The organism is Lentzea aerocolonigenes (assembly GCF_000974445.1).
Classification (GTDB): Bacteria; Actinomycetota; Actinomycetes; order Mycobacteriales; family Pseudonocardiaceae; genus Lentzea; species Lentzea aerocolonigenes.
Genome location: NZ_BBOJ01000002.1, coordinates 289,125 through 314,410 on the forward strand (window position 1 = coordinate 289,125; position 25,286 = coordinate 314,410).

General features: G+C 68.7%; 22 protein-coding genes and 2 pseudogenes. 3 read left to right on the forward strand and 21 right to left on the reverse strand.

From position 1 onward, the window contains the following. Positions 1-241 precede the first annotated feature (241 nt). The 7 genes and pseudogenes from AOM45_RS05195 to AOM45_RS05215 all read right to left on the reverse strand — a co-directional run bounded on the left by AOM45_RS05195 (position 242) and on the right by AOM45_RS05215 (position 10,424). The gene (locus AOM45_RS05195) at positions 242-805 is read right to left on the reverse strand and encodes a DUF4360 domain-containing protein (RefSeq protein WP_030470196.1); all 564 of its coding nucleotides are present in this window, start codon (positions 803-805) and stop codon (positions 242-244) included. A gap of 70 nt (positions 806-875) precedes the next feature. Further along, positions 876-4,520, reverse strand: coding sequence for a hypothetical protein (locus AOM45_RS05200; protein WP_236703157.1), 3,645 nt, complete (start codon positions 4,518-4,520; stop codon positions 876-878). 600 nt (positions 4,521-5,120) lie between these two features. Beyond that, positions 5,121-5,909, reverse strand: a pseudogene (locus tag AOM45_RS53715) (hypothetical protein); the annotation flags it as partial. 52 nt (positions 5,910-5,961) lie between these two features. Beyond that, positions 5,962-6,963 carry a thiamine pyrophosphate-binding protein gene (locus AOM45_RS05205; protein WP_269083630.1) on the reverse strand — a complete coding sequence of 334 codons (1,002 nt, stop codon included), beginning with the start codon at positions 6,961-6,963 and terminating at the stop codon, positions 5,962-5,964. Between the two features lie 34 nt (positions 6,964-6,997). Further along, a pseudogene (locus AOM45_RS54010) lies at positions 6,998-7,294 on the reverse strand (thiamine pyrophosphate-binding protein); the annotation flags it as partial. Continuing rightward, complete coding sequence (locus tag AOM45_RS05210; protein WP_035911820.1) at positions 7,291-9,261, reverse strand: acetate--CoA ligase family protein; 1,971 nt, start codon at positions 9,259-9,261, stop codon at positions 7,291-7,293. The pseudogene AOM45_RS54010 and the gene AOM45_RS05210, both read right to left, overlap by 4 nt. Next, entirely contained in the window at positions 9,258-10,424 is a 1,167-nt protein-coding gene (locus AOM45_RS05215; protein WP_030470199.1) for an acyl-CoA dehydrogenase family protein, read from the reverse strand. The genes AOM45_RS05210 and AOM45_RS05215 overlap by 4 nt, the downstream gene beginning before the upstream one ends. A gap of 111 nt (positions 10,425-10,535) precedes the next feature. Between AOM45_RS05215 and AOM45_RS05220 the strand changes: the two genes are divergently transcribed. Beyond that, on the forward strand, positions 10,536-11,024 hold the full coding sequence (locus tag AOM45_RS05220) for a GyrI-like domain-containing protein (protein WP_051784124.1): 489 nt from the start codon (positions 10,536-10,538) through the stop codon (positions 11,022-11,024). A gap of 58 nt (positions 11,025-11,082) precedes the next feature. Here AOM45_RS05220 and AOM45_RS05225 read toward each other — a convergent pair whose 3' ends face one another. The 12 genes from AOM45_RS05225 to AOM45_RS05280 all read right to left on the reverse strand — a co-directional run bounded on the left by AOM45_RS05225 (position 11,083) and on the right by AOM45_RS05280 (position 23,466). Continuing rightward, positions 11,083-11,409, reverse strand: a complete 327-nt coding sequence (locus AOM45_RS05225; RefSeq protein WP_030470201.1) for a GntR family transcriptional regulator — start codon at positions 11,407-11,409, stop codon at positions 11,083-11,085. A 99-nt stretch (positions 11,410-11,508) separates the two neighbouring features. Continuing rightward, on the reverse strand, positions 11,509-11,820 hold the full coding sequence (locus AOM45_RS05230) for a putative periplasmic lipoprotein (protein ID WP_030470202.1): 312 nt from the start codon (positions 11,818-11,820) through the stop codon (positions 11,509-11,511). 16 nt (positions 11,821-11,836) lie between these two features. Further along, positions 11,837-13,153, reverse strand: a complete 1,317-nt coding sequence (locus AOM45_RS05235) for a nickel/cobalt transporter (RefSeq protein ID WP_030470203.1) — start codon at positions 13,151-13,153, stop codon at positions 11,837-11,839. Continuing rightward, positions 13,150-14,175, reverse strand: coding sequence for a tetratricopeptide repeat protein (locus tag AOM45_RS05240; protein WP_051784125.1), 1,026 nt, complete (start codon positions 14,173-14,175; stop codon positions 13,150-13,152). The genes AOM45_RS05235 and AOM45_RS05240 overlap by 4 nt, the downstream gene beginning before the upstream one ends. A 16-nt stretch (positions 14,176-14,191) precedes the next feature. Then, positions 14,192-15,601: a DUF4331 domain-containing protein gene (locus tag AOM45_RS05245; protein ID WP_051784126.1), complete on the reverse strand. Its 1,410-nt coding sequence runs from the start codon at positions 15,599-15,601 to the stop codon at positions 14,192-14,194. Positions 15,602-15,670: 69 nt separating this feature from the next. Beyond that, positions 15,671-16,039: a 3-aminobutyryl-CoA ammonia lyase gene (gene kal / locus AOM45_RS05250; protein WP_236703159.1), complete on the reverse strand. Its 369-nt coding sequence runs from the start codon at positions 16,037-16,039 to the stop codon at positions 15,671-15,673. 26 nt (positions 16,040-16,065) lie between these two features. Next, positions 16,066-16,812 (reverse strand): lysine 5,6-aminomutase subunit beta, encoded by a 747-nt coding sequence (gene kamE, locus AOM45_RS05255; RefSeq protein ID WP_030470207.1) that lies wholly within the window; start codon positions 16,810-16,812, stop codon positions 16,066-16,068. After that, the gene (gene kamD, locus AOM45_RS05260; protein WP_030470208.1) at positions 16,809-18,377 is read right to left on the reverse strand and encodes a lysine 5,6-aminomutase subunit alpha; all 1,569 of its coding nucleotides are present in this window, start codon (positions 18,375-18,377) and stop codon (positions 16,809-16,811) included. The genes kamE and kamD overlap by 4 nt, the downstream gene beginning before the upstream one ends. Positions 18,378-18,380: 3 nt before the next feature. Next, positions 18,381-19,928: an amidohydrolase gene (locus AOM45_RS05265; protein WP_030470209.1), complete on the reverse strand. Its 1,548-nt coding sequence runs from the start codon at positions 19,926-19,928 to the stop codon at positions 18,381-18,383. Beyond that, positions 19,921-20,931 carry an L-erythro-3,5-diaminohexanoate dehydrogenase gene (kdd, locus tag AOM45_RS05270; RefSeq protein WP_030470210.1) on the reverse strand — a complete coding sequence of 337 codons (1,011 nt, stop codon included), beginning with the start codon at positions 20,929-20,931 and terminating at the stop codon, positions 19,921-19,923. Before kdd ends, AOM45_RS05265 begins: the two co-directional genes overlap by 8 nt. 70 nt (positions 20,932-21,001) lie before the next feature. Continuing rightward, on the reverse strand, positions 21,002-22,510 hold the full coding sequence (locus AOM45_RS05275) for an alpha-amylase family protein (RefSeq protein ID WP_030470211.1): 1,509 nt from the start codon (positions 22,508-22,510) through the stop codon (positions 21,002-21,004). Continuing rightward, positions 22,507-23,466, reverse strand: a complete 960-nt coding sequence (locus AOM45_RS05280; RefSeq protein ID WP_030470212.1) for a TIGR03885 family FMN-dependent LLM class oxidoreductase — start codon at positions 23,464-23,466, stop codon at positions 22,507-22,509. The genes AOM45_RS05275 and AOM45_RS05280 overlap by 4 nt, the downstream gene beginning before the upstream one ends. A gap of 102 nt (positions 23,467-23,568) precedes the next feature. Here AOM45_RS05280 and AOM45_RS05285 point away from each other — a divergent pair, with 102 nt between their 5' ends. After that, positions 23,569-23,964, forward strand: a complete 396-nt coding sequence (locus AOM45_RS05285; RefSeq protein WP_030470213.1) for an SsgA family sporulation/cell division regulator — start codon at positions 23,569-23,571, stop codon at positions 23,962-23,964. Between the two features lie 96 nt (positions 23,965-24,060). After that, positions 24,061-24,189: a hypothetical protein gene (locus AOM45_RS53420; protein ID WP_269083629.1), complete on the forward strand. Its 129-nt coding sequence runs from the start codon at positions 24,061-24,063 to the stop codon at positions 24,187-24,189. Here the strand turns inward: AOM45_RS53420 and AOM45_RS05290 are convergent. Both AOM45_RS05290 and AOM45_RS05295 read right to left on the reverse strand, forming a co-directional pair. Beyond that, positions 24,186-24,746, reverse strand: a complete 561-nt coding sequence (locus AOM45_RS05290) for a GNAT family N-acetyltransferase (protein ID WP_030470214.1) — start codon at positions 24,744-24,746, stop codon at positions 24,186-24,188. The two genes, AOM45_RS53420 and AOM45_RS05290, sit on opposite strands and share 4 nt — an antisense overlap. Beyond that, on the reverse strand, positions 24,743-25,207 hold the full coding sequence (locus AOM45_RS05295) for an FxsA family protein (protein ID WP_030470215.1): 465 nt from the start codon (positions 25,205-25,207) through the stop codon (positions 24,743-24,745). Before AOM45_RS05295 ends, AOM45_RS05290 begins: the two co-directional genes overlap by 4 nt. Positions 25,208-25,286: the final 79 nt, after the last annotated feature.

The window sequence follows — 25,286 nt, forward strand, 5'->3', positions numbered from 1 at the left end:
TCCTTTCAGGAGGGTTGGCTTCAGATGCGCTTCATCGACTCCGCACACAGGACGTGCCTGCGTCGGAGGAGAGCGCTGCCAGATGCTTCTTCGGCATCTGATGTGGGTCCGCCAGCGTCAGAAGCTGGGGGTGTTCGCTGCGAATCCGGGATGGTCCAGCAGCTGATCGGAACTTACGTGCGCCTGGTGCGCACCGCCGGTTACAAACGGACTGTAGCAGACAACACCGAGACCGCGCGTGTTATTCCGCGCACTTCTTCCACGAGAGCCGGTACGTGGTGCTCACGCTCGAGTCGGTCGAGTCCATCGTCATGAAACTGCCGCTGCCCTTGCCGGTGACCTTCAGCTCGGTCTCGACGGTCAACGGCTTGCGGTCCTTGCAGGGCCCGTGCGCAACCCCGTCCGGCGTGTCGGTGACGTGCCAGTTGTCGCTCATCGGCGCCTGGAACGCGCGCGAGCTGTGCCGCGTAGGAAACCCCGGGAAGTGGTAGTCGTTGCGCACGACACCCTTCGCCTTGTCCGTGAGGTGGGCGAACCCGCGGTAGTCGGTAGCCGCGATCCCGTACGTGTACCCGGCGGCGTGGTTGATCCGAAGAGCGATCGTGCAGCTCTTCTTGGCCTCGCTCCCGTTGCCCTGCAACAGGAAGTCGCTGTAGGTCACCGTGAACGCCTCGTTGTCCGGCGACATGGCCACCGATGTGGTGTTGACGGGACAGCCCGACCCGCCCACGCTCTCCACGGTGATCGTGACGGGACCGGGCGGCGGGACGAGTGAAGCAGCCAGCAGTGCCACCACGGTGAACATCGAGGCCTCCTCACATCGCTGTGGGAGAACCTATCGAGCCTGGCAATCACGCGAACGGCTCAGCGAACCTTCATCCGCTGTGACCTGCCGCCTGGTCACAACGCAGGTCTCGGAGCAAGGCGCGGGCCTCCTCGCGACACTCGTCGCTCCACCGGGCGAGCCGGCTCGCCGCTGCACGCCGAACATGTCCCGGCACGCTCGGATCAGTCGCTACTTCCCGCGCAACCAGCGCACACAAGCCCCGCTGATCTCGTGTGAGCGTGAGGATGTTGTCTGCCGCCCGCAACCGCACCACCGGCCCCCAACGCGTATCGGAGACCATAGCGCCAAGTTCCGCGACAGCCTCGCGAACCCACCAGGCACCGATGTCGAGCAGCACGCCTACGCGCTGCAACGGCTTGGCTGTCGGAAGAAGCCCACGCATGACGGCGAGCATGTCCGCGCGTTTGGTCGGTACCGTGGCGTTGACCACCGCAGCCGCCTTCGACCGCGCAGTGCCCGGCAGGCGATCGTCGTGGACCAGGGCCTCCAGCAGCCGCACGCCTTCAGCACGTCCAGCCGGGCCGAGGTTGGTGAGATCACCAGCCGCTCTCCACCGCAGCGCGGCTGGGACGGTCTGATCCGCCGCGATCTCGGTGAGAACACGGGCACAGGCCGCCCGATCGTCCAGCGACAGTTTCATCAGATGACCCACGGCCTGTCTGCGCTGGGCGGCTGGCACGCCCGTGCTGTCACGAACCGCCCGGAGCTCATCGAAGGCACGGGCATACCGCAGTTCGTCGACTCGCACTCGCCCTGGAGCGTTCCGGTCTTCCAGCAGGAAGTCCCGGACCGAGGGCTCAGCGGAGATCTTTCCGATCAGCAACGCCGCCGAACGGCGTTCCCGAATCGGGCGCGCGTCGTCCAGCACGACTTCTCGGGCCTGGTCGTGCACGCGGGTCCATGCTCCCTCGCGAGCCGCGAGTGCCAGCGCAGCCGGCGTACCGTCGGCGAACAGCAGCGCGAGTGCCTCGGGATTGATCGCGATAGACAGCCGGGAGAGAGCCTCCGCCGCTTGACGACGCTCTGCGGCGGAGAATTCCGGCGAGGACAGGACATCCCGGACAGCCGCTTCTGCTTCGGCACGCAATGGATGGTCATGCCACATGCCGGACGGGGGAACCCGTCTCGCGATCGCCACCGTGCGGTCGGCCAGCAGGACTCTCTCCACCTCAGTACGGGCCTCGCGCGGCAGCCGACGGACCAGCTTGGCCGCCAGTTCACCGGTCGTCTCAGGATGCCGCACCAGCGCGCCGATCACGCAGTTGAGCCGAGACCCCGCACATCCATCCAGCTTGCCCAGCGCCTCTGCCGCTTGTGCACGCTCTGCGACCCCGAAGTGAATGCCCTCCGCGAATCGCCACAGAACCTCGCTCATCGCCGGCAGCAAAGTGCGATCGAGCGAGCTGAGTGCGACAGCGGCACCACACCGTTCGGACACCGGAGCATCAGGATCATGCAGCACAGCGAGGTTCGCTTCGATCGCCTCGGCTCTCACCGAAGGGTCCGTCTCGACCATCATCTGGTATGCGAGCGAACGCGACTTGACGTCGACGTAGGGGTCTTGGACGTGTCTTCGCAACGTCGGGAGTCCTTCGGCACCCAGCAGGCAAGCAGCGGCGGCGACCTCCTCACGGCGGCGGTCGGGGTTGTCGGCCAGCTCCCGCAGTTGCAGCCGGACGTCGGCGCCCAGCGCGACAAGATCACCGACGAGCCCACGCCACCCGTCCAGGCTCACGTCCGCACACGCCAGGAGGACGAGGGCCACTGCTTCGGGGCGATGAGCGCGATCCGTCCTCGCCAGCATCACGGCAGCACGGGCACGGTGGACGAGATCCGCCGACGGATCAGCGACGTACGCTTTCAGGGTCTGGGCGGGGACCTGGTGTCCGAGGACATCGAGTGCCTCCATCGCCGTCCATGCGAAATCGGGCCCGGTGAGCTCATCGACGAGGATCTCGTTGAACGCCTCGACCAACGACGCTCGCACACGACATCCAGCCGAAGTGAACATCTCTGCCAAGTACTGCAGGTCGTGGATCGCGCCGGAGCGGAGGAGGTCGAGCGCGCCTTTTGCCGCGGCTCGCTCAAACGGCCCGCCGAGGAAGCAGAGACTCTGCACCGCCTGCAACCGCACATATGCGCTTCGCCCGACGTCGTCGAGCACATTGATCAGCACCTCAGCCGCTGCACAGCGATCTGCCACGTCAGTCGAACTGAAGAAGATGCCAACGCTGAACACCTGTTCGCCGTCGACGTCGTTCTGGACCAGTGCGAGCAACTCCTTCGACGCCCGCGCGCTCAGCTCCGGTCCGAGCCGGTACAGCTGCTGCCAAGTCCTCGACACGACGCCAGGACTCCGCTCGCTCCCGGCGATCTGCAGCAGGTGAAAAGCAGCCTCGGCATGGTGCTCGGGAGCCGAACCGATCAGTGCCTGTGCGGCGTCACAACGGGCTTCCGGTGTCAACCGCAAGTCCGCGAGGGCAGCACGCATCCGCATTATCGCATGACCTCGATGCGGTTCTCCAAGATTTCCGAGTCCGCGCAGACAAGAGACGAACTCGGGCCGAGAGGGCGCCATGTGGTTCAGCACGCGCAGGAACTGCGTCGCGGCCTCGTCGTGGAACGCCGGCCCGAGTTCCGCCAATGCCTCGGCCGCCGACACGACCACCATCCACGACAGGCCGGGGTCGTCGAACATTCCACGCAGGAGTCCGACTCCGACCTCCTGGGGGCACAGCCGAACCAGTCGCACGGGGTGATTCCGCCGTACCTCCAACCTGGCCCCCAGCAGCATCGGGACCAGTTCGGCCGCCTTGGCGCGTTGGGCTGGACCGAGCCTTGCCAACAACGTCACCGCACTCGTGCGGAGGTTCAGCCTGATCCGGCGGTCGGTGACGAGGGCGGCGACCGCCTCTCCCGCCAGCTGCTGCGCACCGAGCGAGGCGAGGCCGATGGCTGCGGTTCCCCTGCCACCGAGTCCATGACGAGGATCACGCAGTGCTGCCAAGAAGATTTCCTTGCACCGGTCGTGGAACTCGACACCGATCTCGGCCAGGCCCGTTGCCGCTTCGCAGAGGTCGTCGACCGATGTGTCCGTATCGGACACAATGTGCTCCAAGGCGGCGACCGCGTCCGCACGCGCCTCGCCGCCGAACGCGGCAAGGACAACGGCTGCCACACGACTGTCCCATCCGGACGCGAGCGGATCCGCCAGCACAGAACGCAGTCCACGCTCGGCGGTTTCTCGTTCGCCGCTTCCGCAGTCCGCCAATGCTTCCGCGGCGATCAACCGATGATCTACCGAAGTCGACACGTCATCGACAGCGGAACGCAGGAACGCGATCGCCTCACCTGCGCGGGGATCGCGCAACCGTCCAGCCAGCGCAGTTGCCACCTCGGCGCGGGTCGGCCAAGGTGCCAGTTCGTCGCGCAAGAGACCTACGAGCCAGTCCGCCAGGCCGGGGTGGTGGGTGGCGCGGCTGACGCTCGCCAGGATCTGGTCAGCCGGATACTGGGTGGTCATTGCCCAGCCCCGCGCGGTGGCCAGGAACTCGTCGATCAAAGGTGCGCCGGCCGGCAGGTGCCTGGCGAGCAAGCGCGCGGCGAGGAGGTGGTCGTCAGAGGTGCCGCCGTGCAACCACCGAAGCAGCTCGTCGGCCTGGCCGGTGTTCAAGTGGGTGTAGTGCAGGAGCACCGCTCGCGCGAACCGTCCTTCCTCCAGCGGTTTCGCCCTGTGCAGCAGCTCGGCGACGACGGGATGACCTGGGTCGAACTCCTCGGGGAGGTCGCGGGCGTCGGCTGTGGCGGCGACGTGCTCGGCGAAGCTGTGGTGCAGGAAGGTCAGGTCGCCGCCGCGCGGGATGAACGGGCCGATCGCCGTGAGGTGCGCGACGATGTCTTCTTCCGTCCCAGCGTCTTGGTTGCAGCGCGCCCACTCACGGATGGCCGTCGTCAGCGGAATGTCGGAGCGGAGCCTGGTGCGGCCGAGATGTTCGACCAGTGCCGTGCAGTGGCGTTCGAATGCCTCCGGTGCGGCACGGGACGACCTGATGAACGCGAGGTACGACTCGTAGAGCTGGAACTGGTTGCCCGGCAGCGGACGTTCGCCGTGCTGTTCGAAGACGATCGCGGCGATGGTGGCCAGCAAAGGCACGGTGACCAACTCGAACAGGTGGGCCTCGCGGACCTGGAGGAGAAACCTGTGGGTCAGATCCTCATCGCGGAACCAGTGCTCGGAGAACCTGCGCAGCCCATCGTCGTCGAACGGCAGAAGCTCGTATCGCACGGCGCCGGCGCGCTGCAGAGGACCGAGAGTCCCTCCTTCGGCAGGCCGCGTGGTGAGCAGGACGCGATAGGGGTCTTTGGCGGCCCAGGCGGCAAGGGTGTGCACGATCTCGGCGCGGGCGTCGCTGTCGGCGATCTCGTCCAGTGCGTCGATCAGCAGCAGCCAGCGGCAGCCGTCCACCCGGCGGGCGAAGACTGCTGAATCGAGCGGTCCGCTCAGGTACCGGCCGTACTCGGCGGACGCGCTGCCGGCCAGTGTCTGGGAGATCGACTGGCCGAGGTGTGCGGCCAGCACACGGGCCGGAAGCCGAAGGGGCAGCACAGGCTCCGCGATGACGGCGTCTCCGTCGCCCTGTGCCGACCACGCCCTGACGATGTCGGCGGTGAGCTGGAGCGTGAGAGTCGACTTGCCCTGGCCGGGGCCGCCGGTGATCACCAGGTGGTCGTCGTTGTCGAGTGCCGCCTGCATCGGTTTCGAAGGCGGGCGTGCCGCCACCCGGACGGCGGCGGGCGCCGAAGGTGACTCGACGAGTTGCCCGTGTTCGTCGAGTTTCGGGGTAGACGGCTGCTCCGCCGGCGCATCGTCGAGGCCGCTGCCCACGTCCTGCCGCACGTAGACGGTGCCGAGCGACGGTCTGCGGGCACCCGGCAGCTGGTAGGGCAGCAGGTCCGCAGCCCGTTCCTGGGCCCACAGCAGGTCCTTGACCTCCGCAGGAAGGACCGTGATCGACGTCCAGCCGCGGGCTTGGATGCCGAATCTCAGCTCGTCCTCCGCCATCGGGGGATGGTCTCACGCGACGACGGCTCATTTGCGGACAAAACAAGGACGGTCAGGCGCCTGCCAGGTCGCCCACCACGTGGATCACGGTGGGCCGGTCCGCCGCGAACGCCTTGCGCAGTGCCGCGGCGAACCTGCCCTCGTCGTCCACCGTCACGCCGTGACAGTTGAGTCCTTTGGCCACCAGGGCGAAGTCGCCGCCCGGGAGGTTCACGCCGTGCACGGGCTCACTGCGCTCCACCATCTCGCGGCGGATCTCGCCGTACCCGCCGTTGTCGCAGATGATCACGGGCAGGGCCAGCCGTTCCTGGGCCGCGGTGGCGAGCTCGGGCAACGTGAACATCGCGCCGCCGTCGCCGTGCAGGGCCACTACCTGGCGGTTCGGGGCTCCCAGTTGTGCGCCGATCGCGGCGGGCAGGCCGTAGCCGAGGGTGCCGAAACCCGTGGGGTACAGGAAGCTCGCGGGGCCTTCGAGGGGCAGGTTCGACAAAGTGCCGTAATAGCAGGCCATTGCGCTGTCGCCGGCGACGATCGCGCCTGGGGACAGGACTTCCCGCATGGCCTCGACGAGCGGGAGCCAGGCGGCGCCTTGGGTGCGGGCGTGTTTGCGGAAGAGCTTCTGCCAGCGTTCGGCGCGCTTCACCGCCTCCTCGCTCAGGCTTCCCTTGCCGAGGCGTTGGTTCAGGGCCTCGACGGTGGCTCTGGCGTCGCCGACCAGGCGGTGGTCCGGGAGGGCGTTGGTGATCATCTGGGCCGGGTCGACGTCGATGCGGATGAGGTCGCCGGGGAACTTCAGCGGGCCGTTCCACAGGTCTGTCGAGGCCAGTTCGGTGCCGATGGCGAGAACGACGTCGCAGTCGGCCACGAAGTCCGCCACGGCCTTGTGGTGCAGGCCCGCGCCGATGGAGAGCCGGTGGTGTTCGGAGAACGTGCCTTTGCCGTTGGCGGTGGCCACGACCGGGGCGCCGAGGCGTTCGGCGAGAGCGGTGATCTCTTCGGAGGCGCCCGGCGCTCTGGTGACGGACCTCGTGCAGGGTGCCGTTGCCCCGGCCAGGGTTGCGCAGGGGCGTGCCCGGCGAGATCAGCAGCACCGGTACGGAGTCCGAGTACGACTGGGTCACGGCGGTCATGGCGTTGAGCACGGCCGGGCCGCTCGTGGTGAGGCAGACGCCCGGTCTGCCGGTGACGCGGGCGTAGCCGTCGGCCGCGAAGCCCGCGCCCTGTTCGTGGCGCGGGGTCACGTGCCTGACGTCGTGTTCGGCCAGGGCGCGGTAGATGCCTAGGTTGTGCGTGCCGGGGATGCCGAACAGCAGCTCGGTGCCGTGCGCGACGAGGGCGCGCACGAGCGCTTCGCCGCCGCTGAGGCGAGTTTGGGTCATGCTCATGCCACGCGCTGGCCGCTCGTGTCGTTCAACGGGACGATCAGCGCGTCCACGGCCAGCACACCGTCCGGGCCCACGCGCACCGGGTTGAGCTCGATCTCGGCGAGGTCCGGCCTGGCCGCGAGCGTCTCGGAGACCTGGGCGACGACCTCGGCCAACGCTTCCACGTCCGCGGCCGGGGAACCGCGCCAGCCGGTCAGGAGCGGGGCGCAGACGAGGCGTGCCAGCATCTCCCGCGCCGTGGCGGGAGACACCGGCGCGAGCTCGATCGCGGTGTCCCTGAACAGCTCCGCGTGCACGCCGCCCGCTCCGACGAGGACCACCGGGCCGAACGAGGGGTCCCGCTTCGCGCCGATGATCAGCTCGACGGTGTGCTCGCGGGTGTCCATCTCCTCCAGGACGTAGGTGCCGGGGCCCAGCCTGGCCCGCATGTCCTCGAACGCCGCGGCGGGATCGGAGAGGTTGATCGCGACGCCGCCGTGCTCGGTCTTGTGGGCGAGCCAGTCGGCCTTGAGCGCGTACGGGGGCCGGAGCGTGGTGGCCGCGATGTCGGCGAGGCTCGTGACGGCGCGGGCTTCGGGGAACCTGACGAAGCTCAGGAGGTCGCGGGCGGCGAGGTAGCCGGGCCGGTACGGCGCAACCGGCGTGGCACGCGACGGTACGACCACCGGAGGAGAACCGAACCGCTTCACGTGCCCCAACGCGGCCACCGCTCGTTCGATCGTGAGCTGCACCGGCACTCCACCAGCCCTGAGCGCGCGCACCGCCGCGGACTCCGCGCACATGCTGTGCACCACGACCGGAGTGTCCCTTGCCAGAAAACAAATCCGCTCGGCCACGGCCACCTCGGCGGCCTCCAGCGACGGCGTGTCCGCGCCGTAGCTGCCGAAGTAGCCGGACAGCACGACCGCGTCCACCTCACCGCCGCGCACCAGGACCTCGACCGCGCGGGCGTAGTTCATCAGGTCCCGCTCCCCCGCCCCCGCGAGGTCGATCGGGTTCCGCCTCGACGCACCCATCGGCAGACCGTCCACAGCGGACAGAGCAGGCACCGTCAAACCAGCATCCACCACGAGATCCGCCGCGATCGCACCCTGACCGCCGGAGTCGGAGATCACCCCGACCCTGCCACCGCGCGGCACGTTGGACGACAGCACCGCCGCGAGGTCGACCAGCGCGGCCGGCGTCGTCACTCGCACCGCGCCGGCTCTTCGGCACGCCGCGTCCACCACGTCCACGGAGGACGTCAGCGAACCGGTGTGCGTGCGAGCGGCTTCCCGTCCGGCGACGGACGCGCCGACTGTCAGCAGCACCACGGGTTTCCCGGCGGCGCGCAGCTGCGCCATGGCGTCGACGATCCCCGGCCCGAAGCTCTCCAGGTAGACCCCCACCACCGTGGTCAGGTCGTGGGAAACCAGGTCCAGCAACGCTTCCGCCGCCGTCACGTCCGCCTGGTTGCCCACCGAGACGAACCGCGAGACCCCGATCCCCGAGGCCGCCGCGAGCCCGGCGATCTCCAGGCCGACCTGCCCGCTCTGCGACACCACGCCCAGCGAACCCGGCTGGAACCGGCCCCACGCCAGGTGCAACGACGTCGCCGCGTCGAACACGCCCAGGCAGTTCGGGCCCAGCAGACGGGCGCCCGCCTCACGGATCCGGCAGATCACGCGGTCGTCGATTCCCGCCGGGATGCCGACGAACCCGCGCACGCCGACCGCCAGCGCCTCGTCCACCACCGCCGGCACGTGCGCCGCGGGAACGGCCAGCACCACGAGCTCCGGCGGCTCGGCCAGTTCGGACAGCGACCGCACGGTCGGTTCCGAGAGCACCAGGCCACCACTGCGGTTCACCAGGTGCACCGCTCGGCGTGAGCGGCCGATCAACGCCCCGCGCGCGAGCCAGTGGCCCCACTTGGAGGGATCGTCACTGGCGCCGACGACCGCGACGGACGCGGGATCGGAGAAGATCATCTCGCACCGAGACCGCGGGAGATGACGAGACGCTGGATGTCCGAGGTGCCTTCCTCGATCTCCTCGAGCTTCGCGTCGCGCATCCAGCGTTCGACGGGGTACTCGCGGGAGTAGCCGTACCCGCCCAGCGTCTGCACCGCCGCGTGCGTGCACCACATCGCGTTCTCCGAGCCGACGAGCTTGGCCATCGCCGACTCCTGCGTCACCGAACACCCGGCGTCGTAGAGGGTCGCCGCGCGCACGGTCAGCAGGTGCGACGTGTCGACGCGCGTGGCCATGTCCGCGAGCCGGAACGCCACGGCCTGGTGCCGGATGATCGGCACGCCGAACTGCTCCCGTTCACGGGCGTAGGTGGTCGCGAAATCCAGTGCGGCACGGGCGAGTCCGGTCGTGGCCGCGCCGATGAGGATCCGCGAGGCGTCGAACGTCCGCATCAGACCCGCGAACGCCTGACCCTCCTCGCCGAGCCGGTTCTCCACGGGCACGCGCACGTCGTCGAGGAACACCTCGGCGTTGACGATCGCGCGCTGCCCCATCTTCCGGAACGGCGGCCCCACCGCGAGCCCAGGAGTGTCGCGCGGCACCACGAAAGCCGTGACGCCACGGGATCGCAGCGCCGGGTCGACGGTCGCGAAGATCACGAACATCTCCGCGTAGGGCGCGTTGGAGATCCAGGTCTTCTGTCCGTTGAGGACGTACGAGTCACCGTCGCGCACGGCGGACGTCTGGATGCTCGCCGCGTCCGAACCACTGCCCGGCTCGGTGACCGCGACGGCGGTGAGCGGCGGTTCGGGCGCCCCGAGTGGACCGAGGAACCGCTCCTGCTGCTCGGGCGTGCCGAGGTGCTCGACCGGCGCGCTGAAGAAGCCGTTGGACGTGATCAGGTTGCCGATGCCGATGTCGCCGTGGCACAGCTCCTGCTGGATCAGCACCTGCGTGAGCAGGTCGGTGACGCCACCGCCGCCGGCCTTCGCGGGGATCATGAACGAGGTCAGTCCGAGCTCGGAGGCCTTCTTCCAGAGGTCGAGCGGCGACTCGACGTCCGCCTCGTCGACGGCACGTGCCCGCGGGCGGATCTCCCTGGCGGCGAACTCCCTCGCCAGTTCGACGAACTGCTCCTGGTCGGCCGTGAGCCGCAGGCCGTCTCTGACGGTCCGCCCCATCGTGCACTCCTAAATTGACTGACGAGTCAGTTATTCACGATCTACCGGGCAGCCTAGCTCTGTCAAGACGAATGGGCAGGTACGCGAACGGGTGACTGTTAGCGTCCAGGGGTGGAGATCGTCGAAGGTCCGCGAGTCGTGTCCAAGCCGGAGATCCACTACGTGGGCATCCGGGTGACCACCCCGTTCCGCGGCATGCTCGCCGTCCGCAACACGCTGATGGACGAGCTCTGCACGTGGGGTCCCGGCAGGCTCTTCCACCGGTTGCACGTGATCGACATGAACGGCCCCATGGACATGGAGGTCGGCCTCGTCGTCCCAGAGCCCCACGAAGGTGACGACCGGGTGCGGCCCGGTGTCCTGCCAGCGGGCCGCTACGCCTGTCTCACGTACGTCAACCACGCGCGACGGGCGAACAAGCTGCTGCTGGAGTGGACGCGCGACAACGGTCACGCGCTCGACCGGCAGGACGGGCCGGGCGGTGACCACTTCGCGTGCCGCTACGAAGCCTTCGTCACCGACCCGCGGGTCGAGCGGATGAAGACGAAGTGGCAGGTGGAGCTGAACATCCGGCTTGCCGAGTCAGCTGTGAGCCGGTAGCGGCCCGCCGTTCGTCCACGCGTCGCGGCACCGCTCCCGCCGTCACACCGAGTGAGCGTCAGGTGCGCAGCGCGGCGCGGACGATCTCGATGGCCTCGTGCGACGAAAGACCCAGTTCCGCGGACATCGCCGCGTACTGGGCCGCCGCCGCACGAACGCGCTCGCGGTTGTTGTCCCCGTTCGCGCTCACCACGGTCCCCGCCCGGCCCCGCGTTTCGACGAGGCCGGCCTCCTCCAGCTCACGGTAGGCGCGCGCCACCGTGTTGACGGCCAGACCCAGGTCTTTCGCCAGTGCGCGCACGGTAGGCAGTTTGGCGCCCACCGGCAGTTCTCGGTTCGAGATCGCGTGCGCGTAATGCACCCGCACCTGCTCGTACGGAGGCATGTCCCCGTGGTGGTCGATCTTCACTGCGTCCCGTCCTCCCCGACGTGTAACTACCTCTGTATTGACCAACGGAGGAGTGGGGCGGAGGTTGCGGTCGAATCAGCGGAGGTTGGTCTGGTCCGCACCCATCTGCACGTAGAGCCTGCGCCAGCCCTGGTCGGCCTCGGTGGCGGCTTTCCCGTCGCAGTAGGGCTTTGCGCCGTTCGTCGTGTAGTAGCGAAGGATGGACAACGAGACGACGGTGTCCCAGTTCCCTTCGTCGAAGTACTCCTCCCCCGGTGTCTGGTCCTGGTGTCTCATGCACGCGATGTCACCCTGCTGCTCGTCGTTGAACTGGGCGGTAGCCCCGCTTTGCGACGTGCAGGCGGTCAACGCGAGTGCCGCGAACACGAACACGATCAGCTTCTTCATCGTTCTCTCTTCTCTGCTAACCGGCCAGCGCACGTGTGGCCAGACCGACTCCTACGAGCATCACCAGCGCCGCCGTGCCCAGCGGCGAGAAGTCCGCGAACCTGCGGAACCGGGCCAGGCGTGGCCCGAAGCGGTCCCGCAGCGAGACCAGGAGCAGGCCAGCCGCGGTCAGCGTCGCCGCCATGCCCAGGCCGTACGCGAGCACCAGCACCACGCCGAACCACGTGCGGCCCAGCGCGATGGCGCCCAGCAGGACGACCAGCGCGGACGGCGACGGCACCAGGCCGCCCGCGACTCCCATTCCGACGAGCCCCGCCCGGCGGTGCCCATGACCATGACCGTGGCCGTGTCCATGACCGTGCCCATGACCATGCCCGTGGTCGTGCCGCTTCCGGCCACGGGAACGCACCGCCGAGCGGAGCAGCACTCCTCCGATCACCGCGACCAGCAGACCGCTCGCCACGCCGAGCCAGCGCAGAACTGACTCGCCGGCGATCACGCTGGACACGCTGAGCAGCAGCCCCAGCACCAAGACTCCCGCCGTGTGGGTGATGGTGACCGTGGCTCCGACGAGGAGTGCGTCGCGGCGGGTACCCCTCGAACCCGCCAGGTAGGCGGCCATCACGGTCTTGCCGTGGCCGGGCAGCGCGGCATGAGACGCGCCCAGCACCAGAGACAGCAGGACCGCACCGATTCCGACCACCGGGGTGAGATCACCCACCAGTCCGACGGCCGCCTTCGTGGCTTCTCCCAGTGCGCCGGGCGGGGCCACGACGGTGCCCTCACCCGGTCGAGCGACGAACCGGACCGCCCGCACGTCGAGCGGCGACGACAGCAGGTCGTCCGGGTAGGTGCGCAGCTCGTTGCTGACCGACTCCGACGGCGCGCCCGACACCGTCATGTCGACGCCGACGACGGTGATCTCCCGCCAGCCCGGCTTGTCCTTGAGGTAGGAGTCGCTGAACGTCACCTCGACCTCGCCGCGCACCGGCAGCAGCGCGGTGTACTCGCAGGTCAAACGCATCGTGGGCAGGCCAGCCTCACCGGGCGGTAGCACGACGTCGGCGTCGCGCACCTCGAACCGCAGCTCCTGCTCGTCCGCCATGGCGTTCAACGACTTCGAGCGTTCGGCGCACCGCTTGCGGGCGTCGACGAAGTCCCGGTCCTGCAGGGTGGGGATCTCGGCGCTGTCCACGACGGACCGCAGCTCGATCCGATCGGGGAACACCCGCAGGCCGTCGTAGTGGTTGACGCTGAGGTTGCTCAGCGGGTGCGCCTGCGCGACGCCGCCCATCAGCAGCATTCCGAACACCACCAGCAAGAACACCCTCATCGCAGGCTCCCCAGGATCGCCTCGCGGTGCCGCAGGACCTCCGGGTCCCGCCACCCGAGCGCGACCGCCCTGTCCGAGTACGGCAGCGCTTCCGCGGACCGTTTGTTGACGTGCAGCGCCCACGCCAGCGCGTCGGCGGTGAAGACGCTCTGCCGCTTCGCCCACTCCTTCTCCGCGAACCGCAACGCCTCCGCGGGGTCGCCGTGATCGGCGGCGATCAGGGCGGCGGTGAGGTCGTCACCGCCCAACGCGCGCAACTGCTGCAACGCGAGGTCGTACTGCGCCCGCGCTTCCTGCGGTTTGCCCGCCTTGTCCAGAGCCTTGCCGTACTTCACGAGGTGCTCCGGCGACGGCGCCTTCGACACCAGTGCGCGGTAGGTCTCCAGAGCGCCGGTCCGACCCTCCAGCTCGTCCAGGTGGAGGCGGCAGAACTCGGCCTCGTCCGGTGACGTGGCGGACTCCAGTGCCCGCCGCATCGCCTCGCGCGCCTCGTCCAGACGGCCGTGCAGCTCGAAGTGGTAGGCGGCGCGGGTGAACGACGCGACACCGGGCCGCAGGTCGAGCATGCGTTGCAGGGCAACGGAAGCACCGGCGTCGTCACCGAGTTGCGTCAGTGCGTCGACCAGGACGCCCTGGGCCTGCGCCGAGTCCGGCAACGCGGTCACCGCGCGCCGGCCCCAGTCGCGGGCGGTCGTGAAGTCGTGCTTGGCGTTGGCGAGCGCACCACGGCCGATGAACGCCTCACCGTTGCTCTCGGGCTTGAGCCGCAACGACTCGGTGAGCGCGCGCTCGGCGCGTGTGTAGTGCTGGGGGTCGAACGTGACGCGGGCCAGCTCGACGTGCGTGGCACCGAGCTGGGCCCAGGCCGCGGCGTCCTTCGGGGTCCGGCGGAGCTTGGCCTGCAACGACTCGGCGTTGCGCTGCAAGGAAGAAGTCTGCGTGGCGGCGGGGGTTGCCGCCTGCGGGGAGGCGCAGGCGGCAACAGCCAGGACGGCTGCCAGCAGCGGAATGGTTTTCCACATGTCAGGCACCCTCGACTCAGTTGGAGTTGATCGCCCTGTTGCTCGGCAGTCCGACGTACGGGAACTTGTCTCCGAAGCGGACGTTGTTCTTGTCCACCTTGTCGCCCTTGGCGAGCGCCGGCACGAGCTTGCCGGTCAGCGCCGCGCCCTCCACGGCCTGGATCTCGATGTCGACCACGTCGTCGGCGAGCCTGCGGCCGTTCGGGAAGCCCTGCAGGTCACCGCCGAGCACGCCGAGCCGGTTCGGTTCCTTCGTGACCGGCGTGGACATGTTGAGCCGCAACATCTCCGACGGCTGGAACCTCTTCGGGTCCACGTCGGCGTTGTTCAGCTGCGAGTTGAGATCGGCCTTGATCGGGCCGCCCGCCTTCGTGGTGATCCCGGTCAGGAAGATCTCCACCAGGTCGGCTCGCGGCGTCTTCGGCGCCGGGATGCCGTAGATCTGCTGGATCAGCCGGGCCAGCTCCGGATCGTTCACCCGGTCCAGCAACGCCTGCACCTTCGCGTCGTTGACGGGTTCGAGCCCGTTGAACGCGTCCTTGATGGCCGCCGAGGACACCACCTCGTTGACCAGCGGGTTGCCCAGCCTCGACACCTGCACGAAGTTGCCCTGCGAGGTCGCCTTGCCGGGGTCGAGCTTGAGAGTGCGCTTCTCGGTGTCGCTCCACACGCCGATCACCGGGTTGCGCTTCGGGTCGCCCTTCAACGCCAGCATGGTCTTCGGCAGCTGGAGGGCGATGGTGTTGACGTTGTAGCCCATCAACGTGTCCTGGTTGACCTCCTTGAGGTTTCCGCCGTAGAGGAGGTCGAACACCCGCAGGTCCAGGAAGAACGAGTCCTCCGACGGACCGACGTAGACCTGACCGCCTCCGGGGATCTTCGCGGTCGCCTGGTCCCTGATCGCCGCGAAGTTCGGGAACGACGCGGGTCCGGTGTTCGAAGGCGCCGCACGTCCGTTGCGCACCAACGGCGTGGTCTTGTTGCCCTCGACCAGTTCGAGGTCGTAGTTCTGGCGGAACAACAGGTTGTCGTCGTTGATCGAGGTGACGGGCCCGTTGTTGTAGAGGAAGGTCTTGGTGCCGCGCCGGTCGTCGGTCTTGAACGTGAACCGGAAGGTCTTGTCCGGCACCGCGTCGCCGTCGGCGTCGATGTTGAGGTCGTAGCGGGCGTCCGTGGCCCACGGGTAGAAGTTGGGGCCACCGTTGGGTTCCTGCAACCCGAACCAGTTCGCGACGAGCGTGACGGTGTCAGGTCTGTCGGGACTGGTGAAGGCGTACACGTCGGTGTTGTCGACGGCCGGGTCCGCCGCGATCAGCGGTGCCTCGCGGTGGCTCGACGCTTGCGCCGCGGGTATCGCCGCCGCCGTCGCGATGACGGCAGCGGCGATCGCACCCCGGCGTAATCGCTGTTTGTTGCCAGTTGGCATTGTCCTGCTCCCTTCCAACAGCCAGGGATTCGGAGCAGGACGCCCACCGGTTCGGTCGAGATTTTCTTGTTATTCGGCGGCTTTCGGCGCGACGACGGTGCCACGAGCGCGCGTTACGACGATCGGCTCAGCGAGCACGTCCGCCGCGGAAGGACCGCGTTCGGGCGCGGAACGGCACACCACCCGTGCCTCGAACTCGATCTCACGCGACCGCTTCCCGATGCGCACCAGCGTCGCCGTCGCCTCGACGACGTCACCGGCCTGGATCGGCGCCGCGAACTCGACGGAGCTGTACCCCGCGAACAGCCCTTCGTCGGAGTCCGTGTGGATGAGCAGCTCGGTGGCGACGTCACCGAACATGCCGAGCCCGTAGGCGCCGTCGACCAGATTGCCTCCGTAGTGCGCGTGCGAGTGCGGCACGTAACGCCGGTGCGTCACGGAAAAACCTTCGACCAAAGCCCCGCTCACGCGGCGACCCCCTTCTTCTCCTGCATCGCGTGCACCAGGTAGCTCGCGACCTCACCCGGCGTGGTACCCCGGGAGAAAACCCGATCAACGCCCAGTTCGGCGGCCATCAGCGGGTCGAACCGCGGCCCGCCCGCGACCAGCAGCGGGCGCTTGTCCCCCATCGCCTCGCGGAACGCCGCGGACATCTCCTGCGTGTTCAGGATGTGCGCGTCCCGTTGCGTGACGACCTGGGAGATCAGCACGGCGTCGGCCTTCTCCGCGCGAGCGCTGCGGACCAGTTCGGGGACGGAGACCTGCGCGCCGAGGTTCACGACCTTGAGCTCGCGGTAGTACTCCAGGCCCTTCTCCCCCGCGAAGCCCTTGATGTTGAGGATCGCGTCGATGCCGACGGTGTGGGCGTCGGTGCCGATGCAGCCGCCGACGACGACAAGCTTGCGCCGCAACACCTTCTTGAGCGTGGTGTTCACTTCGGACGGTGACAGCAGCGGGTACTCGCGCTCGACGACCTTGACCTCGTCCAGGTCCACGATGTGCTTGACCGAGCCGTAGACGACGAAGAACGTGAAGTCGTCGCCGATCGGGTTCGAGTGGACCACCATCGCGGGGTCCATGCCCATCTTGTTCGCGAGCTGCTGCGCCGCGCCGTCCGCCTTGGGGCCGTAGGGGATCGGCAGCGTGAACGACGTCTGGATCATGCCGTCGCCGGTGGTGTCGCCGTACGGCCTCACGTACCTGCTGCTCATGCCTGGGCCTCCAGCATCTCGCTCGCCGGGTTGAAGTACGCCGATGCCTTCTCGATGACTCCGTCCGCGCCCTTGCCCTTGTCCGCAGGGCGTTTCATGAGGCCGAACGTGCCGTCCGCGATCGCGTTGAGCAGACCGTCGTCGACGATGCGTTCGAGCAGGTCCACCGCCTCACCGAGCACCTGGTGCGCGCGCTTGACGATGAGCCCGTCCGGCGCGGGCCGGAAGTCCTCCGCGAGGCTGCCCGCCGCGTTGAGCACGTACCGGACGTTCTGCAGGGCGAGGTCGCGGTCGGACAGGAACGGCGTCACGACGGCCTCGGTCATCATGCCGACGAGCAGGATGGACTGTCCTGTCAGGACACCCGCGAGGTTGAAGAACCCGTCCAGCAGGTAGCCGTTGAAGACGTCGCCGGTCATGTGCTTGGTCGGCGGCATCCACTTGAGCGGCGCGTCCGGGAAGAGCTCCCTGGCCAGCAGCGCGTGCGCGAGCTCCAGCCGGAACGAGTCGGGCACCTTCGGGTTGATCTCGAACGCGTGCCCGAGGCCCAGCAGGTGGTCGGGCAGTCCCGCCTCGTGGGCGAAGTGCTCGTTGAGGAGCTGGGAGACCGTGACGGTGTGCGCGGCGTCCACGGCGTCGGCGGTGGTGAGGTAGTTGTCCTCGCCGGTGTTGATGATGATGCCGGCGCGCGCGTGGACCTGCCGGGAAAAGCGCTGGTCGACGAACGTCCGGATCGGGTTGATGTCGCGGAACAGGATGCCGTACATCGAGTCGTTCAGCATCATGTCGAGCCTCTGCAGGCCCGCCAGCACCGCGATCTCCGGCATGCACAGCCCGGACGCGTAGTTGGTCAGCCGCACGTACCGGCCGACCTCCTTCGACACGTCGTCGAGCGCCGCCCGCATGATCCGGAAGTTCTCCTGCGTGGCGTACGTGCCGGCGAACCCGTGGTGCGTGGCGCCTTCCGGCACGTAGTCGAGCAGACTCTGCCCGGTCGACCGGATCACCGCGATGATGTCCGCGCCCGCCCGTGCCGCGTTCTGGGCCTGGACCACGTCCTCGTCGATGTCGCCGGTCGCGACGATGAGGTAGATCCACGGCCGTTGCGCGGGGTCACCGAGCTTCTGGACCAGCTTGTCGCGCTGGGCCCGGTTGCGGTCAACGGTCTTGAGCCCCTTGGCGACGGCGCTCGTGGCAGCCTTCTTGGCAGCCGTGAGGTCCTTCTTCTCGGGGATCCTGAACTGGATCTGGCCGGCCGCCGTGGCCTCCGCGAGCTCCGTGAGCGTGCCGAGGTCGTGCTCCTTGAGCGCGTGGAACGCCGGAAGCACCACCCCGTGCTCCAGCCCGCACTGCTCGCGGACGGTGTCGATCACGCGGTTGACCCACGGCACGTCACCGGCGCGGTGCGTGGAGTCCGCACCGGTGATGCCGGCCAGACGAAGGGTGGCGCGCTCGACCGCAACGGTGGTGTGCGCCTTCGCGATGGACACCACCGGTTCGGCCGCCCGCGCGGCGAGTTTCCGCGCGGTGGCGACCACCTTCGGGTCGAGGTCGAGCAACGCCATGAGTCACTTCCTCTCGTAAATGGTCCGGCCGTTCAGCACGGTCCGCACGCAGACGGGCGCCGGACCGGTCAGGTCAGGCAGTCCGGGCACACCGGACCGCGGGTCGAGCGACCAGCGCTGCACCCGCGAGTCACTGCCTGCCACGACCAGGTCGCCGGTCTCCCACACCGCGTACGTCGCAGGTGCGCCGGGCTGGAGCGTGCCGGTCACACCGTCGTCCACGCCCGCCGCGCGCCAGCCACCACGTGTGTGTGCGGTGAACGCCGCGCGCGGGGAGATGCCATAGCCCTCGGTCCGGTGGTGCACACCTGCCTTCACCGCGGCCCACGGGTCGATCGCGGTCACCGGCGCGTCCGAGCCGAACGCCAGCACCACGCCCGCCGCCGCGAGACGGGAAAAGGGGTTCAGCCCCACTCCGCGTTCGGCACCGAGGCGCTGGACGTACATGCCGGTGGGGCCGCCCCACTCCGCGTCGAACAGCGGCTGGACGGAGGCGATGACGCCCCACCCGGCGAGTTTGCGGGCCTGGTCCTCGGACACCATCTCGACGTGTTCGAGGCGGTGGCGGGCGCTCGCGAGGGCCGGAGCGCCGAGCACCTTCTCGGCCCGCTCGAAGCCGTCGACGATCGCGGCCATGCCGGCGTCGCCGATGACGTGGAACCCCGCCTGCACACCCAGCTCGGTGCACTTGACCAGGTGGTCCGCGATCTGCTGACCGTCCAGGTAGAGCGCGCCGCACGTGTCCGCGTCGGCGTACGGCTCGACCAGCGCGGCCGTGCGGGAGCCGATCGCGCCGTCGACGAAGTGGTCGCCGGCGAGGCCGCGGACGGGGACGCCGGGCAGCTCGTGGGCGCCCCAGTAGGCGACGACCTCGGGGCCTTCGTCCAACGCGAGGAGCTCGCGCAGGTCGCCCTCGCCGGAGATGTCCGGTCCGGCGCACTCGTGTACGGACGCGATGCCCATCGACGCGGCGTGACGTAAGAACGCCCGTTGGGCGGCTTGGCGTTGTTCGGGCGTGATGGCCGCTTTCGCCGTACCGCGCACGTGGTGGTGGGCGGCACGCGAGAGAGGGCCCTGGTCCGAGAAGCCGTCGGCGTCACGGACGTCGTCAGTGATCAGGTCCGACGACACGAGCGCCGAGTGCACGTCGATGCGCGACAGGTAGACCGTCTTGCCCTGCGCGGCCTCGTCGATCTCGGCACGCGTCGGCGGACGGTTCTCCGGCCAGCGCGTCTCGTCCCAGCCGTGCCCCCACACCAGGGGGCCTTCCGCCTCGCGCACCTGCTGGAGCAGTTCGTCCACAGAGGACGTCTTCGTCAGGTCGAGGCCGGTCAGGAGCAGTCCGGCGCTCGTGGCGTGCACGTGGGCGTCGACGAACGCGGGCGCGACAAACGCCCCGTTGAGCTCGACGACCTCCGCGTCGGGGTGCAGCGCACGGCCTACGGAGTCCTGTCCGATCCAGACGACGACGCCGTCCGTGACGGCCATGGCCGTCGCATCCGGTGCGTAGATGCGGCCGCCGACCAAAAGTTGCGTACTCACGTCACGCAGTCTGCCGTTGCTCGAACAGCGCCCGCACACCCGCCTGCGTCCGGACCAGGTCCAACGCGAACTGGGCGTGACCGGGCACATAGCCGTTGCCGACCAGCATCTCCACGTCCGCGGCCAGCCCCTCGGCACCGAGTGCCGCGGCGCTGAACGACGTGGCCATGGAGAAGAAGATCACCGTGCCGCCGTCCGCCGTCGCGAGGATCGCGCCGTGCTCACACCCAGGCACGTCCACACACACGACAGTGACATCGACCTGCTTGCCCACCGCCTCGGCAACAGCGACGGGGTTGCGCGCGTCCGCGATCACGACCTCGTCCGCGAGACCGGACTTGCGAACCTGCTCGGCCTCCTTCTCCGTCGGCACGAGAGCGACAAGACGTTGCGCACCCGCCTGACGTGCCGCCGCGAGAGAGAGCGACCCGGACTTACCCCCACCGCCAAGAACGAGCACATCAGCACCAGGGTGCTTGCGCACGACACGGTCCGTCAGCGCCGGTGCACCACACACGTCCAGAACAGAGAGCGCCAGCTCGTTGGACATGTCATCAGGCAACACGGCCGCGATGGACCGCCCGAACAACACCGCCGTTCCCCGGCACGGCACCTGCTCGTCCTCGCCGCTCCAGTCCTGCAGCCCGTCGTTGATCTTCAACGGCGTCAGCGTGAGGCTGACCAGCGTCGCGATCCGGTCGCCGGCCTTGAGCCCGAGCGGCGACTCCGGCCCCACCTCCAGCACGGTGCCGAGCAGCATGCCGCCCGACCCGGTGACGGGGTTCTGCATCTTCCCGCGCTCGCCGACGATGTCGAGCACGGCCTGCCGCACCGCGTCGCCGCTGCCGTGCGCCTCCCTGAGCTGCCGGAACGAGGCCGCGTCCAGGTTGAGCCGCTCGACCGCGACGATCACCTCGTCGGCGGCGGGGACGGGTTCCGCGTCCAGCCGCCACGCCTGCTGGGGCAGCACACCCCTGGGCTCGAGGACGCGGTGCAGTCCGTACGCGCTCACCTGAAAATCCTTCGGTCGACGACGCTGTCTCGACAATATCTTCACGTGAAGCGCTAAGAAACCGCAAGCATCACTCGGTGATCAGGCGGAACCAACGGCAGTCGTAGGGCGCGAGATCGATCTTGGCACCGGACTTCGCCGGCCGCACCTTCCCACCGGTCAGCAGATCCGTGAGCACCCCGTCCGCCGGAACTCGCACGGTGATGTCCTCGTTCGCGAAGTTGTGCACCACGATCACCGTGCCGCCGTCGCAGTCGGCGCGGTGGGCGAACACCTTCGGGTCGCCGGCGTCGAGCACCTGGAAGTCGCCCCACGCCAGCTCCGGGCACTCGCGGTAGAGCTGGACGAGCCTGCGCAGGTACACCAGCAGCGAGTCGGGGTCGTGGCGCTGCGCCTTCTCGGCTTCCCAGTCCATCGGTACGCGCACCGCGAGCCGGCCTTCCAGCGACACGTCCTCCACCAGGCCGAGCTCCTCGCCGTAGAACAGCACCGGCGTGCCGGGGAGCGTGAAGAGCAGGCTGTAGACCATGCGGATCCGGCGCTGGTCGCCGTTGAGCATGCTCGGCAACCGTCGGCGCAGGCCGCGGCCGTAGAGCTGCATCGACGGGTCCGGGCCGAAGGCGTCGAAGACCTCCTGGCGCTCGTCCTCCGGCAGCTTGTCCAGCGTCAGCTCGTCGTGGTTGCGGACGAACGTCGCCCAGTGGCCGTCGCGGGGTGGTTGCGGGCGTTCCTGCAGCGCCTTGGCCAGCGGGCCGCTCGACTGCCGTGCCAGGGCCAGGTACATCGCCTGCATGCCGATGAAGTCGAAGCACATCGTCAGCTCGTCGCCCACGCCCTGGCCGTAGTAGGCCATCGTGTCCTTGTACGGCAGGTTCACCTCGCCCAGCAGCACGCCTTCGCCGTTGCGGCGGTTGAGGAACGCCCGCAGGTCGGTGAGGTAGTCGTGCGGGTCGGGCAACGACAGCGCGTCGGCGGCGTCGTTGTGCTCCAGCAGGAACGGGACGGCGTCGACGCGGAACCCGCTCAGCCCGAGCTCCATCCAGAAGCCCATGATGCGCGCGATCTCGTCGCGGACCTCGGGGTTGGACACGTTCAGGTCGGGCTGGTGCTTGTAGAAGCGGTGCAGGTAGTACTTCCCGACCTCCTCCGAGTACTCCCAGAGCGAGTTCTCCTTGTCCGGGAAGGTGATCCCCTGCGGGCCGTCGGTCTGCGGCTCGTCGGCCCAGACGTACCAGTCGCGCTTGTCCGGGTCGTGGAACCACGGGTGCTGGTCGGACGTGTGGTTCACGACGAGGTCGGCGATGACGCGCAGGCCGCGGTCGCGGGCCGCGCGCACGAACTCCACGAAGTCGCCGAGCGAGCCCAGGCGCGGGTCGACGCCGTAGAAGTCGGTGATGTCGTAGCCGTCGTCGCGTTCGGGCGTTGGGTAGAACGGCATCAGCCACACACATGTGACGCCGAGTGAGTGGAGGTGGTCGATGCGTTCGGTAGCGCCGCGGAAGCCGTTGTCGGAGAACGTTTCCACGTCCAGGCAGTAGAGGACGGCATTCTTCCACCAGACGTCAGACGTGCGGATCACTTCGTCACCTCCGGAAGGACGTGCTCGCCGAACGCGTCGATGAACGGCATCAGGTCTTGGCCCACGTGGTGCAGGTAGATCTCCTCGAAGCCCATCGAGGCGTACTGGAACAGCTGCTCGGTGTGCCACTTCAGGTCCGCGGACACGTCGACGACCTCGGCGACCTCCGACGGCGTGACGTGCTCGGCGACGACGTCGAAGTGCTCCGCCAGCTCCAGGTCCCAGCAGACCGGTGGACGGAACACGTTGGTGCGCCACTGCTCGTGTGCGATCGCGAGAGCGGAGTCGTCGTCTTCAGCCCAACTCAGATGCACCTGCAGATGGAGCTTGCCCCTGCCGCCGGCGTCCCGGTAGGCGTCCGCGACCTCGCGCAACCGGGCAGGCGGCGCGTTGACGGTGATCAGCCCGTCGGCCCACTCGGCGCACCATCTGGCGGTCTGGGGGCTCACGGCGGCGCCGACCAGCAGCGGCACCTCGTCCGGCAACGTCCAGAGCCGGGCGCGGTCGACGGTGACCAGGCCGTCGTGGCTGACCTCCTCGCCGGAGAGCAGCGCGCGGATGACGTCCACGCACTCGCGCAGCCGGGCCGTGCGGACGTCCTTGCGCGGCCAGCCGTCGCCGGTGACGTGCTCGTTGCTCGCCTCACCGGTGCCGAGCGCGGCCCAGAACCGGCCGGGGAACATCGCGGCGAGGGTGCCGATCGCCTGGGCGCTGATCGCCGGGTGGTAGCGCTGGCCGGGGGCCGTGACCACGCCGAACGGCAGCGCGGTGGCCTGCAGTGCAGCGCCCAGCCACGACCAGGCGAACCCGGAGTGGCCCTGGCGCGAACTCCACGGTGAGAAGTGGTCGGAGCTCATCGCCGCGCCGAACCCGGCCTCCTCGGCCCTGCGGACGGCGGTGAGCAGGCCGACGGGGTGTATCTGCTCGTGTGATGCGTGGATGCCGTAGACCGTCATGCGACTTCAGGTACCCACAGAAGAAGTTCGAGAAAGCTTTGAACCGATCCCAGACGGTGTCCGTGTGGAGTGCAGCACCCTCACTGCGGAGGAGGAACGACGATGTTCAACGAGACTCGTGTCGGCACCGTGACCGTCGTTGAGTTCGTTCGGCCGGACGGCTCCATCGAGCCGATGAACGTCGACCTCCAGTACCGCTCAGACGATCCGCACGCAGTGACGATGCGCTTTCAGGCACGTGACCAGGAGTCGACCTGGCTGGTTGGACGCGAGTTGCTCGCGGACGGCCTGCTGGCGCCGACCGGCCTCGGGGACGTGCGGCTGCGGCCGGAGGGCGGGGACGTGCTCGTGCTGGAGCTCTTCACCGAGGACTCGCACGCGGTGTTCCACATGTCGGCCGAGGAGTTGGACCGGTTCCTGCGGTCCACGTACGCCGCGGTGCCGGCCGGGCGTGAGGTCGTCGACTTCGAGCTGCTGCTGAAGAACCTTCTCGCCTGATCCACGGACGGCGAGTACATCGCCCTCTGGTCGAACGACGACGTCCTGCACGTTCGGGACACCGGCAGCCGCAAGACCGTCGCCACGTTCAAGGACGTGTGCGGCGCCGTCTTCCTCGACAACACGGTGCTCGCGGTCGGCAGCGGCGAGGAAGATCTGCCGGACGGCCTGCTCGCCACCGGAGGCGCAGACAACGTGGTCCGGCTGTTCCGCAGGCAGGATTAGAGGCGCAACCCTAGGACCAGTTTCTCCGCGGAGTCGATCACGCGGAAACCGAGGTGTTCCCAGAAGCCGATCGCGTGTGTGTTGTGGTGGCGTACGTGCACGTGGACGCCCTTCTCGAGACGTTCCAGCACGGTCCGTACGAGCGCACCGCCGAACCCCTTGCCCTTCGCCCGTGGCAGCAAGTTGGCGTGCATGTGCGCCGGGTAGTCGCGCGCGAGCATGAGATCGACCTTCGACGGCTGGTGGATCAGCTGCACGGCCCGGTTCGCCTTCGCCGTCAGCGGATAGCGAACCCGCAGGTCAGGCCACCAGTCGCGGTCGCAGCGATCTTCGAACGCCTCGGTGTCGGACGCCGCGATCGCGTAACCGCAGATGCCTAGGTCGTCCTCCACGACGAACGCCAGGTCCGGCTCGAACGCGACGTACGGACCGACGTGGACGTGCCCGAGCACGCGCGGGTCGTCGAACAGGTGACGCGCGCCGAGGCCACCGTTGCCGGTGTCGAGGCAGATGTCGTAGAGCGCGTCCAGGTCAGCGGGCCGGTACGCGCGGATCACGTCAGTTCGCGCCGCTCGGTGACGACCACCGGACCGGCGTCGACGTCGATCACTTCGCCCTCGACGACCTGGCCGCGCCCGAAACGGCGTTCGTGCTCGAACTTGAGCGCCGCCGCCTCGGCCTTGCGCGCGATCCGGCGGCTCACGAGCTTGCGCGTGGGCGGGAAGAGCAGGAACAACGCCGCCACGTCGCTGATGAAGCCCGGCACCATGATCAACGCGCCCGCCGCGGCGATGAGCACTCCGTCGGCCATCTCCTGGTGCGGCTGCTGACGCCTCCACACGGCCTCGGAGAACGCTGCCATCGTCTGCGCGCCCTGCCTGCGCACCAGCGACAGGCCGACGAGGGTGCCGGCCAGGAGCAACGCGATCGTCCAGAGGCCGCCGATGGCGTTGCCGACGGCGATCATGACCGCGATCTCGGCGAACATCCCGAGCAGCAGCAGCGCGAAGAGGGGCATGCCTGTTCAACGCACGACGTCCTCCAAATGCTCCCGACCAGGCGTCCACCAGGCGTTGATCTGAAATATTTACGGCGGG

What these genes read in the sequence shown, in the direction of transcription:
- AOM45_RS05225 (WP_030470201.1), bottom strand. Translation starts at nt 11,409, where the DNA reads ATGCCTCCGTACGAGCAGGTGCGGGTGCATTACGCGCACGCGATCTCG.
- AOM45_RS05285 (WP_030470213.1), top strand. Translation starts at nt 23,569, where the DNA reads ATGTTCAACGAGACTCGTGTCGGCACCGTGACCGTCGTTGAGTTCGTT.
- kamE (WP_030470207.1), bottom strand. Translation starts at nt 16,812, where the DNA reads ATGAGCAGCAGGTACGTGAGGCCGTACGGCGACACCACCGGCGACGGC.
- AOM45_RS05280 (WP_030470212.1), bottom strand. Translation starts at nt 23,466, where the DNA reads ATGACGGTCTACGGCATCCACGCATCACACGAGCAGATACACCCCGTC.
- AOM45_RS05215 (WP_030470199.1), bottom strand. Translation starts at nt 10,424, where the DNA reads ATGGGGCGGACCGTCAGAGACGGCCTGCGGCTCACGGCCGACCAGGAG.
- AOM45_RS05210 (WP_035911820.1), bottom strand. Translation starts at nt 9,261, where the DNA reads ATGATCTTCTCCGATCCCGCGTCCGTCGCGGTCGTCGGCGCCAGTGAC.
- kamD (WP_030470208.1), bottom strand. Translation starts at nt 18,377, where the DNA reads ATGGCGTTGCTCGACCTCGACCCGAAGGTGGTCGCCACCGCGCGGAAA.
- AOM45_RS05245 (WP_051784126.1), bottom strand. Translation starts at nt 15,601, where the DNA reads ATGCCAACTGGCAACAAACAGCGATTACGCCGGGGTGCGATCGCCGCT.
- AOM45_RS05240 (WP_051784125.1), bottom strand. Translation starts at nt 14,175, where the DNA reads ATGTGGAAAACCATTCCGCTGCTGGCAGCCGTCCTGGCTGTTGCCGCC.
- AOM45_RS05230 (WP_030470202.1), bottom strand. Translation starts at nt 11,820, where the DNA reads ATGAAGAAGCTGATCGTGTTCGTGTTCGCGGCACTCGCGTTGACCGCC.
- AOM45_RS05195 (WP_030470196.1), bottom strand. Translation starts at nt 805, where the DNA reads ATGTTCACCGTGGTGGCACTGCTGGCTGCTTCACTCGTCCCGCCGCCC.
- AOM45_RS05295 (WP_030470215.1), bottom strand. Translation starts at nt 25,207, where the DNA reads ATGCCCCTCTTCGCGCTGCTGCTGCTCGGGATGTTCGCCGAGATCGCG.
- AOM45_RS05235 (WP_030470203.1), bottom strand. Translation starts at nt 13,153, where the DNA reads ATGAGGGTGTTCTTGCTGGTGGTGTTCGGAATGCTGCTGATGGGCGGC.